The sequence below is a fragment of the Bacillus subtilis subsp. subtilis str. 168 genome, from assembly GCF_000009045.1.
In the GTDB taxonomy this organism is placed as follows: domain Bacteria; phylum Bacillota; class Bacilli; order Bacillales; family Bacillaceae; genus Bacillus; species Bacillus subtilis.
Genome location: NC_000964.3, coordinates 192,037 through 206,926 on the forward strand (window position 1 = coordinate 192,037; position 14,890 = coordinate 206,926).

At 42.5% G+C, this 14,890-nt stretch carries 14 protein-coding genes, 5 tRNA genes and 1 other RNA gene; 16 read left to right on the top strand and 4 right to left on the bottom strand.

The features are described from left to right. Positions 1–14: 14 nt before the first annotated feature. The 3 genes from murQ to ybbK form a co-directional block, all read right to left on the bottom strand. Complete coding sequence (murQ, locus tag BSU_01700) at positions 15–929, bottom strand: D-lactyl ether N-acetylmuramic-6-phosphate acid etherase (RefSeq protein NP_388051.1); 915 nt, start codon at positions 927–929, stop codon at positions 15–17. Between the two features lie 109 nt (positions 930–1,038). Further along, positions 1,039–1,521, bottom strand: a complete 483-nt coding sequence (gene ybbJ / locus BSU_01710) for a putative acyltransferase (protein NP_388052.2) — start codon at positions 1,519–1,521, stop codon at positions 1,039–1,041. A 12-nt stretch (positions 1,522–1,533) separates the two neighbouring features. Then, complete coding sequence (gene ybbK / locus BSU_01720; protein NP_388053.2) at positions 1,534–1,989, bottom strand: hypothetical protein; 456 nt, start codon at positions 1,987–1,989, stop codon at positions 1,534–1,536. Between the two features lie 179 nt (positions 1,990–2,168). On the opposite strand from ybbK, the gene trnSL-Glu2 reads away from it, so the two are divergent. From trnSL-Glu2 to ybbU, 13 genes are all read left to right on the top strand, one after another. Next, positions 2,169–2,243: transfer RNA gene (trnSL-Glu2, locus tag BSU_tRNA_75), tRNA-Glu, on the top strand. A 3-nt stretch (positions 2,244–2,246) separates the two neighbouring features. Continuing rightward, positions 2,247–2,322, top strand: a tRNA-Val gene (gene trnSL-Val1 / locus BSU_tRNA_78). A 4-nt stretch (positions 2,323–2,326) separates the two neighbouring features. Next, a tRNA-Thr gene (gene trnSL-Thr1 / locus BSU_tRNA_76) sits at positions 2,327–2,399 on the top strand. 22 nt (positions 2,400–2,421) lie between these two features. After that, positions 2,422–2,506, top strand: a tRNA-Tyr gene (trnSL-Tyr1, locus tag BSU_tRNA_77). Between the two features lie 4 nt (positions 2,507–2,510). After that, a tRNA-Gln gene (gene trnSL-Gln2 / locus BSU_tRNA_74) sits at positions 2,511–2,585 on the top strand. Positions 2,586–2,812: 227 nt separating this feature from the next. Continuing rightward, positions 2,813–3,376 carry an RNA polymerase ECF(extracytoplasmic function)-type sigma factor W gene (gene sigW, locus BSU_01730; protein ID NP_388054.1) on the top strand — a complete coding sequence of 188 codons (564 nt, stop codon included), beginning with the start codon at positions 2,813–2,815 and terminating at the stop codon, positions 3,374–3,376. Between the two features lie 13 nt (positions 3,377–3,389). After that, positions 3,390–4,016 (top strand): anti-sigma(W) factor, encoded by a 627-nt coding sequence (rsiW, locus tag BSU_01740; RefSeq protein NP_388055.1) that lies wholly within the window; start codon positions 3,390–3,392, stop codon positions 4,014–4,016. Positions 4,017–4,176: 160 nt separating this feature from the next. After that, complete coding sequence (gene cdaA, locus BSU_01750) at positions 4,177–4,998, top strand: diadenylate cyclase (RefSeq protein ID NP_388056.2); 822 nt, start codon at positions 4,177–4,179, stop codon at positions 4,996–4,998. Next, complete coding sequence (gene cdaR, locus BSU_01760) at positions 4,991–6,442, top strand: regulator of diadenylate cyclase activity (RefSeq protein NP_388057.2); 1,452 nt, start codon at positions 4,991–4,993, stop codon at positions 6,440–6,442. The genes cdaA and cdaR overlap by 8 nt, the downstream gene beginning before the upstream one ends. 18 nt (positions 6,443–6,460) lie before the next feature. Then, entirely contained in the window at positions 6,461–7,807 is a 1,347-nt protein-coding gene (glmM, locus tag BSU_01770) for a phosphoglucosamine mutase (RefSeq protein NP_388058.1), read from the top strand. A gap of 173 nt (positions 7,808–7,980) precedes the next feature. Beyond that, positions 7,981–8,151, top strand: an RNA gene (gene glmSA / locus BSU_misc_RNA_5) — riboswitch and ribozyme (GlmS-glucosamine-6-P). Between the two features lie 89 nt (positions 8,152–8,240). Next, on the top strand, positions 8,241–10,043 hold the full coding sequence (gene glmS, locus BSU_01780) for an L-glutamine-D-fructose-6-phosphate amidotransferase (protein ID NP_388059.1): 1,803 nt from the start codon (positions 8,241–8,243) through the stop codon (positions 10,041–10,043). A gap of 46 nt (positions 10,044–10,089) precedes the next feature. Continuing rightward, complete coding sequence (gene ybbU, locus BSU_01790) at positions 10,090–10,230, top strand: hypothetical protein (protein YP_009513939.1); 141 nt, start codon at positions 10,090–10,092, stop codon at positions 10,228–10,230. 280 nt (positions 10,231–10,510) lie between these two features. Here the strand turns inward: ybbU and alkA are convergent, their stop codons facing one another. After that, positions 10,511–11,422 (bottom strand): DNA-3-methyladenine glycosylase; prophage 1 region, encoded by a 912-nt coding sequence (alkA, locus tag BSU_01800; protein ID NP_388061.1) that lies wholly within the window; start codon positions 11,420–11,422, stop codon positions 10,511–10,513. Positions 11,423–11,692: 270 nt separating this feature from the next. On the opposite strand from alkA, the gene adaA reads away from it, so the two are divergent. The 3 genes from adaA (at position 11,693) to ndhF (ending at position 14,890) form a co-directional block, all read left to right on the top strand. Then, entirely contained in the window at positions 11,693–12,328 is a 636-nt protein-coding gene (gene adaA / locus BSU_01810) for a methylphosphotriester-DNA alkyltransferase and transcriptional regulator (AraC/XylS family) (protein NP_388062.1), read from the top strand. Continuing rightward, positions 12,315–12,854, top strand: coding sequence for an O6-methylguanine-DNA methyltransferase; prophage 1 region (adaB, locus tag BSU_01820; protein NP_388063.1), 540 nt, complete (start codon positions 12,315–12,317; stop codon positions 12,852–12,854). The genes adaA and adaB overlap by 14 nt, the downstream gene beginning before the upstream one ends. Before the next feature lie 518 nt (positions 12,855–13,372). Beyond that, positions 13,373–14,890: a putative NADH dehydrogenase; prophage 1 region gene (gene ndhF / locus BSU_01830; protein ID NP_388064.1), complete on the top strand. Its 1,518-nt coding sequence runs from the start codon at positions 13,373–13,375 to the stop codon at positions 14,888–14,890.

Consider the following 14,890-nt stretch of genomic DNA (forward strand, 5'->3'; position numbering starts at 1 on the left):
TAGTTCTCTCCTTATCATGGATGGTAATGTTCGATTGCTTTGTCAATGAAACCGTTTGCTTCATCGAGTAATGTCTGTGCTTGTTTCTGATCTGTGCTTGTTTTGAGCATGACGATTGCTGTTTTGACGTGATGATCGGCTTGTTCCAGAGTGTATCTGGCTGTGTCGTATGAAGCGTTTGTAAGGCTTTGGATGATGCTGATGGCGCGTTCTTTTAGTTTTTTGTTGCTGACGTTGACGTCTACCATCAAGTTTTCGTAAACCTTGCCGATTTTGACCATTACAGCGGTAGATATCATGTTTAGAATCATTTTATGAGCGGTTGCGGCTTTCATACGTGTTGATCCTGTAATGGCCTCAGGTCCGACGACAACCTCAATGCTGTGATCCGCATCCTTGCTGATGGCGGAATTTTCATTGCAAGTAAGGGCGATGGTGTGTGCTCCGACTTTACGGGCGTATCTTAGGGCGCCTGCGGCGTAGGGTGTGCGGCCGCTTGCTGCGATGGCAATGACGGTGTCATTTGAAGTGAGCTGTATGTTTCTTAAATCTTCAGCTCCTGCTTCTTCACTGTCTTCAATGCCCTCTGCTGCCTGTAAAAAGGCTTCGGGGCCTCCAGCCATGATTCCGATGACCTGATCTGGGCTTACGCTGTAGGTGGGAGGACATTCAACAGCATCCATGACGCCGAGTCTGCCGCTTGTGCCGGCGCCTGTATATATGAGCCGGCCTCCATTTTGAAACGATTCATATGCGCAGTCTACAGCTGTTTTGATGTCGGGGAGAACCTCCTGAACGGCTGCAGCGACTTTCATATCTTCGTTGTTGATCATTTTAAGGATGCCGAGAGTGTTTGCTTTGTGGATTTCAACTGTTTGACTATTGCGTGATTCCGTTGTAAGACGGTGAAGGTTTAATGGTTCTGACATGAGGATGCCCCCTGTTTTAAAATGATATATCTCAATATTCAGTATATTCATTTCTGTTATGATATTTCAACTATGTTTTTAAATTTTTGAAATTTTATTTCACTTAAGACTATAAGAAATGATGAAGGATCAACTGTTCTCCAAGCGGCCCGATTCTTCGCCGTCCTTTATCAAGGAACCCGCTTTTCATATAAAGGTGTTTTGCGCGTATGTTCAGATGATTGACGGCCAAGATGATTTCGTCGCACCATGGAAAATATCCGCTCACAAAAGCGGGAAGCAAAAGCATGGCTTTTTTCGCATAGCCTTTTCCGTGATGCACAGCGGTTAAAGACAGGGAGCTGAGCAGTAAAGCAAATGGATTGTTAGAATAGGAAGCAAGCGTTTCTTTTGATGCATGTAAAATGAAAAAACCGACTGGAAGGTCGTCTTTTAAGATGACAACCGGGTATCGGTCCTGTATGCCCAGAGCCTGAGACAGCACCTCTTTCGGGAGGGAGGTAAAGCGTTTGTCATCGTTGGTGAGCGTGAATGATTGGAGCTCGGGCAAGTGTTCAGGCTTATAGAAGGATAAAGAAATGTCTTGAGTCATGGGGTGGCCTCCTTACAATATGTCGTTAAGCTCGTTTTCCGAAATGACGCGGTAGCCCGCTTGTTTTAACAGTGCGGCGGTTACTCCGCTGCCGGTGATTTTTTTGCCAGAGAATGTGCCGTTATAGATAAAACCGCTTCCGCAAGATGGACTGTTTTCTTTTAATATGACGGCAGAAGCGTTGATTTCTTTTGCGTAAGCCAATGTTTTCGCGGCGCCTTCCATATATAGTTCTGTGACGTCTTCTCCTGAAGCTGTCACGATTTTCGCTGTTCCATTGAGGACATCCTCGCCAGTGCCTCCTATGATTTCTGCGGGTTCGCGTGGGGTAGAGAAGCCGCCGAGAAGTTCAGGGCAAGCCATGACTGCTTTCTTTTCATCGACTAGTTTTCTGATTTTCTCCGACGCTGCGTGAGAGCCGTTATATCTGCATTCAATGCCTCCAAGGCAAGAACTGACTAGAATCATATTGGTTTCTCCTCTCTTGCTTTGCTTGTCTCTATCATAAAATAAATGGCTTTAGTTGGGAGGCTTTTTCAGTTAAAAAAGGAGTTAAAAAGTTTGAAAATAAAAAATTTAATTTTCCTCTTTACAAACAGGGGGTGACCTGTATATAATAACTTTTGTCAGCTCGACGAGAACACAACGGCCCGTTGGTCAAGCGGTTAAGACACCGCCCTTTCACGGCGGTAACACGGGTTCGAATCCCGTACGGGTCACCATTTGGAGGATTAGCTCAGCTGGGAGAGCATCTGCCTTACAAGCAGAGGGTCGGCGGTTCGAGCCCGTCATCCTCCACCATCTTGCCGGTGTAGCTCAATTGGTAGAGCAACTGACTTGTAATCAGTAGGTTGGGGGTTCAAGTCCTCTTGCCGGCACTGTTTTTTCAAAATTTTATGTGGAGGGGTAGCGAAGTGGCTAAACGCGGCGGACTGTAAATCCGCTCCCTCAGGGTTCGGCAGTTCGAATCTGCCCCCCTCCACCATTATTGGGCTATAGCCAAGCGGTAAGGCAACGGACTTTGACTCCGTCATGCGTTGGTTCGAATCCAGCTAGCCCAGTCACAGACACCTTTGATCAAAAGGTGTCTTTTTTCTTTTCGGAAAAATCATTCCAACTTCTAACTGTTCAGTCTGTATAATAATTTTAAAAATATGTTAAGGTAGTTTATTCACGAATTACCATCTACACCCTGCCAAAAATTTGATAAACTTATTTTATAAAAAAATTGAAACCTTTTGAAACGAAGCTCGTATACATACAGACCGGTGAAGGCAGAGGTTAGATAAATATGGAAATGATGATTAAAAAAAGAATTAAACAAGTCAAAAAAGGCGACCAGGATGCATTTGCGGACATCGTAGATATTTACAAAGATAAAATTTATCAGCTTTGCTACCGTATGCTTGGCAATGTGCATGAGGCGGAGGATATTGCACAGGAAGCTTTCATCAGAGCGTACGTTAATATCGACAGTTTTGATATTAACCGGAAATTTTCAACTTGGCTTTATCGAATCGCGACCAATTTGACCATTGACCGCATTCGCAAAAAGAAGCCGGATTATTACCTCGACGCAGAGGTGGCTGGTACGGAAGGCTTGACCATGTATTCTCAAATCGTCGCAGATGGTGTTTTGCCTGAAGATGCAGTTGTATCGCTGGAGCTCTCAAACACGATACAGCAGAAAATTTTAAAGCTTCCTGACAAATACAGAACAGTCATCGTATTAAAGTATATTGACGAACTCTCATTAATTGAAATCGGGGAGATTCTAAACATTCCTGTGGGGACTGTGAAAACGCGGATTCACAGAGGCAGAGAGGCTCTTAGAAAACAATTAAGGGATCTTTAAGTGGGGTGATGAAATGAGCTGTCCTGAACAAATTGTGCAGCTTATGCATATGCATCTTGATGGAGATATCCTTCCAAAAGATGAACACGTATTAAATGAACATCTGGAGACATGCGAGAAATGCAGAAAGCATTTTTACGAGATGGAGAAATCCATAGCGCTCGTACGGAGCACATCGCATGTCGAAGCCCCCGCGGATTTTACCGCTAATGTCATGGCAAAATTGCCTAAGGAGAAGAAAAGAGCTTCTGTAAAAAGATGGTTCAGAACCCATCCCGTTATCGCAGCTGCTGCGGTATTCATCATTTTGATGGGCGGGGGTTTTTTTAACAGCTGGCATAATGACCACAATTTCAGCGTGTCCAAGCAGCCGAATCTTGTGGTTCATAACCATACTGTGACCGTGCCAGAAGGTGAGACGGTCAAAGGTGATGTCACTGTCAAAAACGGCAAGCTGATTATTAAAGGCAAAATAGACGGGGATGTAACCGTCGTAAACGGCGAAAAGTATATGGCCTCTGCTGGACAAGTCACCGGTCAGATTGAAGAAATCAATCAGTTATTCGACTGGACATGGTACAAGATGAAGTCTGCGGGGAAAAGTGTACTCGATGCATTCAATCCGAACGGAGAAGAGTAAAGCGCGTTAGCCGCTTTGCTCTTTTTTTGCGGGCTGAGAGGGCTGGCACATTTCACTTGCTAAATCGAAATGTGGTATAATGGGCTCGCTATGTAAAGTACATATGCGTAACACGTAAAACACAAAATACGAAATGACTGAAATCTTGGAGGACGAGGAAATGGCTTTTGAGGATATCCCTTTTTTGCAGTACCTCGGCAATGCCGTTGATATTCTCCTTGTTTGGTATGTGATATATAAATTGATTATGGTGATACGCGGCACGAAAGCGGTTCAGCTGTTAAAAGGAATTGTAGTCATCGTGCTTGTTCGTATGGCCAGCCAATATTTGGGCCTCAGCACACTTCAATGGCTGATGGACCAAGCGATAACATGGGGATTTTTAGCAATTATTATTATTTTTCAGCCTGAGCTGAGAAGAGCGCTTGAACAGCTAGGCCGCGGCCGCTTTTTTTCGAGGAGCGGCACGCCTGTTGAAGAAGCGCAGCAGAAAACGATTGAGGCCATTACAAAAGCAATCAATTATATGGCGAAACGCCGTATAGGCGCCCTGCTGACCATTGAGCGGGATACTGGAATGGGCGATTATATTGAGACCGGCATACCACTAAATGCCAAAGTCAGCTCTGAGCTGCTGATCAATATTTTTATTCCAAACACCCCGCTTCATGACGGTGCGGTAATTATGAAAAATAATGAAATTGCCGCGGCCGCCTGTTATCTGCCGCTTTCTGAGAGCCCGTTTATTTCAAAAGAACTGGGCACGCGGCACAGAGCAGCTGTCGGTATCAGTGAAGTAACAGACAGTTTGACGATTATTGTGTCTGAAGAGACCGGCGGCGTCAGTGTGGCAAAGAACGGCGACCTTCACAGAGAGCTTACAGAAGAAGCGCTGAAAGAAATGCTTGAAGCCGAGTTTAAGAAAAACACCAGAGACACTTCTTCTAACCGCTGGTATTGGAGGGGCAAGAAAAATGGATAAATTCTTAAACAACCGCTGGGCTGTGAAAATTATTGCTCTGCTTTTCGCGCTCTTGCTTTATGTGGCGGTTAACAGCAACCAAGCACCGACTCCAAAAAAACCGGGTGAATCTTTCTTTCCGACATCAACAACTGATGAAGCAACTCTGACTGATATTCCGGTTAAAGCGTATTATGATGATGAAAATTACGTCGTGACGGGTGTTCCGCAAACGGTTAATGTCACGATAAAAGGCTCGACAAGCGCCGTGAAAAAGGCTCGGCAGACCAAAAACTTTGAAATATATGCCGATATGGAACATTTGAAAACCGGCACACATAAGGTTGAGCTTAAGGCCAAAAACGTGTCGGATGGGCTGACAATCTCAATTAATCCGTCTGTTACGACAGTGACCATTCAGGAACGGACGACCAAAAGTTTTCCCGTAGAAGTGGAGTACTACAACAAAAGCAAGATGAAAAAAGGCTATTCTCCGGAGCAGCCGATTGTCAGTCCGAAAAATGTGCAGATTACCGGATCGAAAAATGTGATCGATAATATTTCTCTTGTAAAAGCTTCAGTGAATTTGGAAAACGCAGATGAAACGATTGAAAAGGAAGCGAAAGTGACTGTCTATGATAAAGACGGAAACGCGCTTCCTGTCGACGTGGAGCCCTCGGTCATCAAGATTACCGTTCCGGTGACAAGCCCGAGTAAAAAAGTGCCCTTTAAAATTGAACGGACAGGAAGCCTTCCTGACGGTGTCAGCATAGCGAATATTGAATCCAGCCCCAGTGAGGTAACGGTTTACGGCTCACAGGATGTGTTGGATTCTCTTGAATTTATTGACGGCGTCAGCCTAGATTTAAGTAAAATTAACAAGGATTCCGATATCGAGGCAGATATTCCGCTTCCTGACGGTGTCAAAAAAATCTCACCGTCAAAGGTGACTTTGCATATAGAAGTCGATAGTGAAGCGGATCAGAAGTTCGAGAATGTCCCTATCAAGACTGTAGGGCTGAGCAGCTCACAAAACATTGAATTTCTTGATCCTGAATCACAAGCGATAGATGTAACGGCTAAAGGCTCTCCCACGAATATAAATAAACTGAAAAAATCAGATATTGAATTGTATGTGAATGTTTCAGATTTAGAGGACGGGGAGCATAGCGTGAAGCTTGAAGTGAACGGGCCACAGAATGTAACTTGGTCCTTGGGGCGGAAAAACGCCAAAATCAAGCTGACGTCTAAGAAAAGCAATACATCAACGAATGATAACAGCAGCAATACATCAGGGAACCAGGACACAGATAAACAAACAAATGATCAAAAGAACAATCAGCAAGAAGATACAAAGAACACTGATAAAAACAACAACGATCAAAACCAAGACGGAAATAAAGATCAAAACCAAGATCAGGATGAGGATGAATCCACTGCGAATTCACAATCCTCATCGGAATAAAAAAGGAGCGATTATAAAATGGGCAAGTATTTTGGAACAGACGGTGTAAGAGGTGTCGCCAATAGTGAGCTTACACCTGAGCTGGCCTTTAAAGTCGGACGTTTCGGCGGTTATGTGCTGACAAAAGACAAACAACGTCCAAAAGTGCTGATAGGCCGCGATACACGCATCTCCGGCCATATGCTGGAGGGAGCCCTTGTCGCCGGACTTTTATCCATTGGCGCAGAAGTCATGCGCCTGGGTGTCATTTCTACACCAGGTGTATCTTATTTGACAAAAGCGATGGATGCAGAGGCGGGCGTCATGATTTCCGCTTCTCATAACCCAGTGCAGGATAACGGCATCAAATTCTTTGGGGGAGATGGATTTAAGCTTTCTGATGAACAGGAGGCTGAAATTGAGCGCCTGATGGACGAACCTGAGGATAAGCTGCCAAGACCTGTCGGAGCAGACCTTGGACTTGTAAACGATTATTTTGAAGGCGGACAAAAATATCTGCAATTCTTAAAACAGACAGCTGATGAAGATTTCACAGGCATTCATGTGGCATTGGACTGTGCCAATGGCGCAACGTCATCCTTGGCGACACACCTGTTTGCTGATTTAGATGCAGATGTTTCTACAATGGGGACTTCCCCGAACGGATTAAACATTAATGACGGCGTCGGTTCGACTCATCCCGAAGCGCTCAGCGCGTTTGTCAAAGAGAAAAACGCGGATCTCGGTCTTGCGTTCGACGGTGACGGCGACCGCCTGATTGCTGTCGATGAAAAAGGAAATATTGTAGACGGCGACCAAATCATGTACATATGCTCAAAACATCTGAAATCAGAGGGCCGTTTAAAGGATGATACAGTGGTTTCAACCGTGATGAGCAACCTCGGCTTCTATAAGGCGCTCGAAAAAGAAGGCATCAAAAGCGTGCAGACAGCTGTCGGCGACCGCTACGTAGTAGAAGCAATGAAAAAAGACGGCTACAACGTCGGCGGAGAGCAGTCAGGACATCTTATTTTCCTTGATTACAACACGACAGGGGACGGATTATTGTCTGCTATTATGCTGATGAACACTTTAAAAGCAACAGGCAAGCCGCTGTCAGAGCTTGCAGCTGAAATGCAGAAGTTCCCGCAGCTGTTAGTCAATGTGAGAGTGACTGATAAATATAAAGTTGAAGAAAATGAAAAAGTAAAAGCAGTTATTTCTGAAGTTGAAAAAGAAATGAACGGCGACGGCCGGATTTTGGTGCGCCCTTCAGGAACTGAACCGCTCGTCCGTGTCATGGCTGAAGCGAAGACGAAAGAGCTGTGCGATGAGTATGTCAATCGCATTGTTGAAGTCGTCCGGTCAGAAATGGGATTAGAGTAACGAAGTCTATTATCAGAGAGTGAACAAGACAAGCGAGGTTTACATAAGATAATTGTGAGACATACGGCAAAGTTGCTTAAAAAACAATTGACCGTTTATGCCACATGTTGTAAAATCAAGCTTGTCTTGTTCTTATTTTCTCAATAGGAAAAGAAGACGGGATTATTGCTTTACCTATAATTATAGCGCCCGAACTAAGCGCCCGGAAAAAGGCTTAGTTGACGAGGATGGAGGTTATCGAATTTTCGGCGGATGCCTCCCGGCTGAGTGTGCAGATCACAGCCGTAAGGATTTCTTCAAACCAAGGGGGTGACTCCTTGAACAAAGAGAAATCACATGATCTTCCAAAAAACATGTAGGAGGGGACGATTGAAAGTCCCCTTGAAATTTGACTTTCTTCGTCTCCTTTTACAATCTTAGGAGGAAGAAAAATATGTGTGGAATCGTAGGTTATATCGGTCAGCTTGATGCGAAGGAAATTTTATTAAAAGGGTTAGAGAAGCTTGAGTATCGCGGTTATGACTCTGCTGGTATTGCTGTTGCCAACGAACAGGGAATCCATGTGTTCAAAGAAAAAGGACGCATTGCAGATCTTCGTGAAGTTGTGGATGCCAATGTAGAAGCGAAAGCCGGAATTGGGCATACTCGCTGGGCGACACACGGCGAACCAAGCTATCTGAACGCTCACCCGCATCAAAGCGCACTGGGCCGCTTTACACTTGTTCACAACGGCGTGATCGAGAACTATGTTCAGCTGAAGCAAGAGTATTTGCAAGATGTAGAGCTCAAAAGTGACACCGATACAGAAGTAGTCGTTCAAGTAATCGAGCAATTCGTCAATGGAGGACTTGAGACAGAAGAAGCGTTCCGCAAAACACTTACACTGTTAAAAGGCTCTTATGCAATTGCTTTATTCGATAACGACAACAGAGAAACGATTTTTGTAGCGAAAAACAAAAGCCCTCTATTAGTAGGTCTTGGAGATACATTCAACGTCGTAGCATCTGATGCGATGGCGATGCTTCAAGTAACCAACGAATACGTAGAGCTGATGGATAAAGAAATGGTTATCGTCACTGATGACCAAGTTGTCATCAAAAACCTTGATGGTGACGTGATTACACGTGCGTCTTATATTGCTGAGCTTGATGCCAGTGATATCGAAAAAGGCACGTACCCTCACTACATGTTGAAAGAAACGGATGAGCAGCCTGTTGTTATGCGCAAAATCATCCAAACGTATCAAGATGAAAACGGCAAGCTGTCTGTGCCTGGCGATATCGCTGCCGCTGTAGCGGAAGCGGACCGCATCTATATCATTGGCTGCGGAACAAGCTACCATGCAGGACTTGTCGGTAAACAATATATTGAAATGTGGGCAAACGTGCCGGTTGAAGTGCATGTAGCGAGTGAATTCTCCTACAACATGCCGCTTCTGTCTAAGAAACCGCTCTTCATTTTCCTTTCTCAAAGCGGAGAAACAGCAGACAGCCGCGCGGTACTCGTTCAAGTCAAAGCGCTCGGACACAAAGCCCTGACAATCACAAACGTACCTGGATCAACGCTTTCTCGTGAAGCTGACTATACATTGCTGCTTCATGCAGGCCCTGAGATCGCTGTTGCGTCAACGAAAGCATACACTGCACAAATCGCAGTTCTGGCGGTTCTTGCTTCTGTGGCTGCTGACAAAAATGGCATCAATATCGGATTTGACCTCGTCAAAGAACTCGGTATCGCTGCAAACGCAATGGAAGCTCTATGCGACCAGAAAGACGAAATGGAAATGATCGCTCGTGAATACCTGACTGTATCCAGAAATGCTTTCTTCATCGGACGCGGCCTTGACTACTTCGTATGTGTCGAAGGCGCACTGAAGCTGAAAGAGATTTCTTACATCCAGGCAGAAGGTTTTGCCGGCGGTGAGCTAAAGCACGGAACGATTGCCTTGATCGAACAAGGAACACCAGTATTCGCACTGGCAACTCAAGAGCATGTAAACCTAAGCATCCGCGGAAACGTCAAAGAAGTTGCTGCTCGCGGAGCAAACACATGCATCATCTCACTGAAAGGCCTAGACGATGCGGATGACAGATTCGTATTGCCGGAAGTAAACCCAGCGCTTGCTCCGTTGGTATCTGTTGTTCCATTGCAGCTGATCGCTTACTATGCTGCACTGCATCGCGGCTGTGATGTGGATAAACCTCGTAACCTTGCGAAGAGTGTTACTGTGGAGTAATAAATGTTTAACCCCTTTGGATAAGATTATCTAAAGGGGTGTTTTTATGTCCAAAAGCGAAAGAACGTCTACAGTGGAAAAATGGATTAAAGAAGTTGATGGTACAGGACCCGACTATCGATCGACCATGGCTATAGATTTAAGATGTTTCCTCATTAGATCGGTCAATCAGGTTAAAAGGCATTAAAACTTGGAGAGAAACTGCTTTTGCCTAACTGAGTTTTCTAATGTTAATACAGATATAAGAGAGCAGTTCCTCATTAAGATACGCTTTTGATAGCAGTTGGAATTTAGCATGCTAGAAATCCGAAAACCGGAGAGCCTATTGGAATGATAACGTGTTTTTTTATTGACAATTAATAAAGGGCAAAGAATTCTAGAAGTCGCACTTACAATGTACTTGTGGGATTAGGTTTTAAAGTTCATTCTTTTTTTATTGAGTACATTCCGGTTAAAGTTGAAATGATTCAGTAAAGGACACGCCATAAATAAAAGGTAGCGTATGATTGCCATTCTTTCCATGGAACCGATATTTCTAAGATTTCATCTTTCGTAGGCTTTCGGTTCATATTACGTAATATTTTTATCGAATGAATAAGACCCACATCATCGATTGGAAAAGCTGTCGGGAACCTAAGGCAGCGCATTAGAACATAATTGGCTGTCCAAGGACCGATTCCTCGTATTTTAATTAAGTTTTTTTCAGCATCTTTAAAGTTCATTTTCATTAATTTTTCCCTCGATAATTCTCCACTTGCCATTAATCTGGCTATTCCAATGATATATTCACTTTTTTTCACCGTCATTTTAATATCTGCCAGGTCGGTAGGGGTTAACCGTGCAATTCGCTCGTACGGTGGGAACACCCAATACTTTTTACCATTCCATTCAATAGAATCGCCAAATGCTTCTACAAATTGCTTCTTTAAGGAGTACGCGAAGGCTAAGTTAATTTGTTGCCCTAAAACTCCCCAACATAAAGCTTCAAATAAATCGGGAATGCCGATCACTCGCAACCCATAAAATTTTCGGGCAGGCATTTTAAGTAATGGATCTGCTTTTGCCATTTCATAAAATGGAGTTAAATCGTTATCAAGATCAAACCATTCATGAATATATTTTACAATCTCTTCCCGTTTCCACTGCTCAACAGGTCTAGAATCGTTTAGGAATTGAACAATCATTTGTTTATTATTGATTACGCTTACCTGCACTAAGGACCGAATTTCCCCAATGGCTATAACTTTTGTAATGATATTGTTCTCTATTTCATACATGCATTCATTTTTTTCCCTGGTTAGGTAGCCAAGGTTCGCATTCATGTCGAAAATTTCAGGTAATGTAATGACAATAACATCATTGACTTCATGCCATGTCACTTTTTCATTCTCCTTATCTTAAATAATTATAAGAAAACTCACGCTGGTTGAAATTAGTTTATCACATAATCATCTTTACTCATTTTGTTATCTTGCTATTACATTCTAACCACCTTATTTTTTTCTATTTATGAGGTTATAGTGTAGTTATCAAGAATGCTAAACGGGAGTAGATAAAAATGGCCCAAGATATAAAAAACGCGTGTCGAAAATTTAAATTGGGATTCAATTCAAAGAATTAGATGAGCATTGTAAGGAGAGGTGAGATAAATGCCGGATAGTATCAATAACGGACATAAAGAGAGCCATGATCATAGAATTTCGAATGATGCAGAAATGATAACAGATGAAAAGTGGCAAGCAATTATAAATAATGATGCAGCGTACAATAATCAATTTTTCTACGCTGTTAAATCGACAGGGATATTCTGTAAACCATCCTGTAAATCTCGCGTTCCGAAAAAAGAAAATGTATGTATCTTTCCAAACACAGAACAAGCTCTCCGCGCAAATTTTCGCCCTTGTAAACGTTGCAAGCCCACTAATGAAAAAATGCCTGATAGCGAGTGGGTTGATTTAATTACTGAATACATTGATAAAAATTTCACAGAAAAATTAACGCTAGAATCGTTAGCAGATATTTGTCATGGGAGTCCGTATCATATGCATCGAACATTTAAAAAAATTAAAGGCATTACGCTGGTTGAGTATATACAACAAGTTAGAGTACACGCGGCTAAAAAGTATTTGATTCAGACAAATAAAGCGATTGGAGATATCGCTATATGTGTGGGTATAGCTAACGCGCCTTATTTTATTACTTTATTTAAAAAGAAAACTGGACAGACACCAGCACGATTTCGTCAAATGAGTAAAATGGAGGAAACGTACAATGGAAACAAATAAACCAACCCTTTATTGGTCTTTACTAATGTTCAAGGATTGGAATTTTTATATTGCTTCAACTTTAAAGGGGCTTGTGTTTGTAGGTTCACAGAACAAACCAATCGAGGAATTGTTCGAATGGGCTAGGAAACGCTTTCCGGGAAGTCTTCTTGTTGAAGATGATGATAAGCTTGAACCCTATGCCGTTGAAATCACTCAATATCTAGAAGGAAAGCGGAAAAACTTTACTGTTCCAGTTGAGTACGCCGGTACGCAATTTCAGCTAGCCGTCTGGAATGCACTTTGTGAAATTCCTTATGGACAGACGAAATCCTATTCCGACATTGCAAATGATATAAATAAACCAGCAGCTGTTCGTGCTGTAGGTGCGGCTATTGGGGCTAATCCGGTATTAATTACTGTACCGTGCCATCGTGTAATAGGAAAGAATGGCTCATTAACTGGCTATCGGGGCGGATTTGAAATGAAGACACTGCTCCTCGATCTGGAAAAGCGAGCTTCATCTGAAATGGATGTTCCTCATTGAAAGTGAATCATCTATAATGGGTTGGATTCTTTTAGAGGAAAGTAAAGACCAGTTTACTGATAAACTTGACAACTTTTAAAATTTAGCATATCTTATACGTAACTTAATAATCGATGCAGATGTTTATTTTTCCTTTTAAAATATGTAGGCCTTTAGCATTCTTTTCATATTTCATTTTAAATATTGATAGGATGAAAAAGTATCCTAATAAAAAAGGAAGAGAACATGAGTCGATTTATTTGATAATCAGGACTATATTAAAGGAAATGAAAACATAGCATAAAGTAAAGACCAATAATAAGGTAGCTCTTCAAAAAACTTCGCTGAAGTTAGTTGAAGTGAAGCCGACAATTTTCAGGATTCAATGATCTAACATAATCATTGAAATTTTGAAGTTGTCGGCTTTTTTGTTGGAAAAAAATAGAGATAAATAAAAATTGAAATAAATAATAGACAAATATGATCTGATTGAAAGGTCTTTTGACCAATAATGAGTTTTAAAAAAGGGAGAATTTAGAATGTTAGTTTCGCTGAGTTTGTCATCATTATTAACATTATTTTTTATTATGCTTATGGCTTCTGGGATTAGTGGACTATTGTTTTTACATCCGCGTGTACCCTTGAGTTTTGTTCGCATTCATATTGGGATCTTGGCTTTACCACTTTTGGTTTCCTTACTGATTCTTGCCAATAGTGGTGTGAGTGGAAATGTTGGCCCTTGGCACTTAGATTCCTTAGCTTGTTTAATGACTTTCTTTGTTCTTGCAATTGGATTCATCATTCAGCGTTTTTCTGTACGTTACTTAATGGGGGATCGATCTTATCGAAAATATTTTACGCTTTTTACTTTCACAACAGGAGCTGCTTCAATGACATGGTTAAGTGGTGATCTCCGCTTGATGGTTCTATTTTGGGGAGCAACTCTTGTTGGTTTAACCTTACTTATAAGGTTAAACAGTGCTTGGCAAGTGGCTAGTGAAGCAGCCAAAATTTCTGGACGGTTATTTTTGTTAAGTTGGTTTTCTTTGTTTTTTGCGATGATGTGGCTTTTTCATGCCACAGGTCAATGGCAGCTATCATTGGTTGTAACAAATGAAAGTTTAGCTGGGCTGGGAGAATGGGAGAGAACAGGGATTCAGCTATTGATTGTACTGGCGGTGATCATTCCTGCAGCTCAATGGCCGTTCCAAAGATGGTTGGTTGAGTCTATTGTTGCTCCCACCCCAGTTTCTGCAATTATGCATGCAGGTTTAGTAAATGCTGGAGGAATAATACTAACTCGATTTTCACCTCTATTTCATGGTGGTATCGCTTCGATTATCTTACTTCTGCTTGCTAGCATTTCTGTATTGATTGGAACTGGAATTAGTTTAGTTCAGGTTGATTATAAACGCCAGTTAGTAGGCTCCACGATTGGACAAATGGGGTTTATGCTCATTCAGTGTGCATTAGGCGCCTATATAGCAGCCATTATTCACCTTATTTTACATGGTTTATTCAAGGCTACGTTGTTTCTACAGGCTGGTTCAGCAGTAGGGCGTCATGAAGTATCGACTCGCACTAATGAAAGAACATCCTATTTATGGGTCATGGCTGGTCGGATTTTATCCTTAGTTATAGGTGTTGCTTTTTGGCTCACTGCTCCTGGAGACGGGTATCACTTAATCAGTGCGCTGATCTTAGGGTGGTCATTGTCCGTTTCTTGGGATCAGCTTGTCGCTTTTGGAGAGGGCCGAATTGGCCGGATTGCCGGTTTAACTGTTTTAGGAGGAGCAGCCCTCGTATATTTTATCATTCATCACCTTTTCTATAAGTGGCTGCATACAACCATTTTTCAAAGTGTTCAACCTCCAATGTCAGCTGTCATGATTGTCGTATGTCTCTTACTCTTTGGCAGTGCTTTAGGTACGTGGGTTGCTCGTCATCGTTCTTCCGTTTTTTTCGCGGTACTCTATCTTTGGTTAGTCCGATTAGGTGAAGCAAAACCAAAGTCAGTAGAGAGTCACCCAGACTACCTTAAACAATATATTTCATAA

Bases quoted from the DNA above. Each gene is read 5' to 3' on its own strand.
- murQ (NP_388051.1), bottom strand. From the start codon at position 929: ATGTCAGAACCATTAAACCTTCACCGTCTTACAACGGAATCACGCAAT.
- ybbJ (NP_388052.2), bottom strand. From the start codon at position 1,521: ATGACTCAAGACATTTCTTTATCCTTCTATAAGCCTGAACACTTGCCC.
- ybbK (NP_388053.2), bottom strand. From the start codon at position 1,989: ATGATTCTAGTCAGTTCTTGCCTTGGAGGCATTGAATGCAGATATAAC.
- sigW (NP_388054.1), top strand. From the start codon at position 2,813: ATGGAAATGATGATTAAAAAAAGAATTAAACAAGTCAAAAAAGGCGAC.
- rsiW (NP_388055.1), top strand. From the start codon at position 3,390: ATGAGCTGTCCTGAACAAATTGTGCAGCTTATGCATATGCATCTTGAT.
- cdaA (NP_388056.2), top strand. From the start codon at position 4,177: ATGGCTTTTGAGGATATCCCTTTTTTGCAGTACCTCGGCAATGCCGTT.
- cdaR (NP_388057.2), top strand. From the start codon at position 4,991: ATGGATAAATTCTTAAACAACCGCTGGGCTGTGAAAATTATTGCTCTG.
- glmM (NP_388058.1), top strand. From the start codon at position 6,461: ATGGGCAAGTATTTTGGAACAGACGGTGTAAGAGGTGTCGCCAATAGT.
- glmS (NP_388059.1), top strand. From the start codon at position 8,241: ATGTGTGGAATCGTAGGTTATATCGGTCAGCTTGATGCGAAGGAAATT.
- ybbU (YP_009513939.1), top strand. From the start codon at position 10,090: ATGTCCAAAAGCGAAAGAACGTCTACAGTGGAAAAATGGATTAAAGAA.
- adaA (NP_388062.1), top strand. From the start codon at position 11,693: ATGCCGGATAGTATCAATAACGGACATAAAGAGAGCCATGATCATAGA.
- adaB (NP_388063.1), top strand. From the start codon at position 12,315: ATGGAAACAAATAAACCAACCCTTTATTGGTCTTTACTAATGTTCAAG.
- ndhF (NP_388064.1), top strand. From the start codon at position 13,373: ATGTTAGTTTCGCTGAGTTTGTCATCATTATTAACATTATTTTTTATT.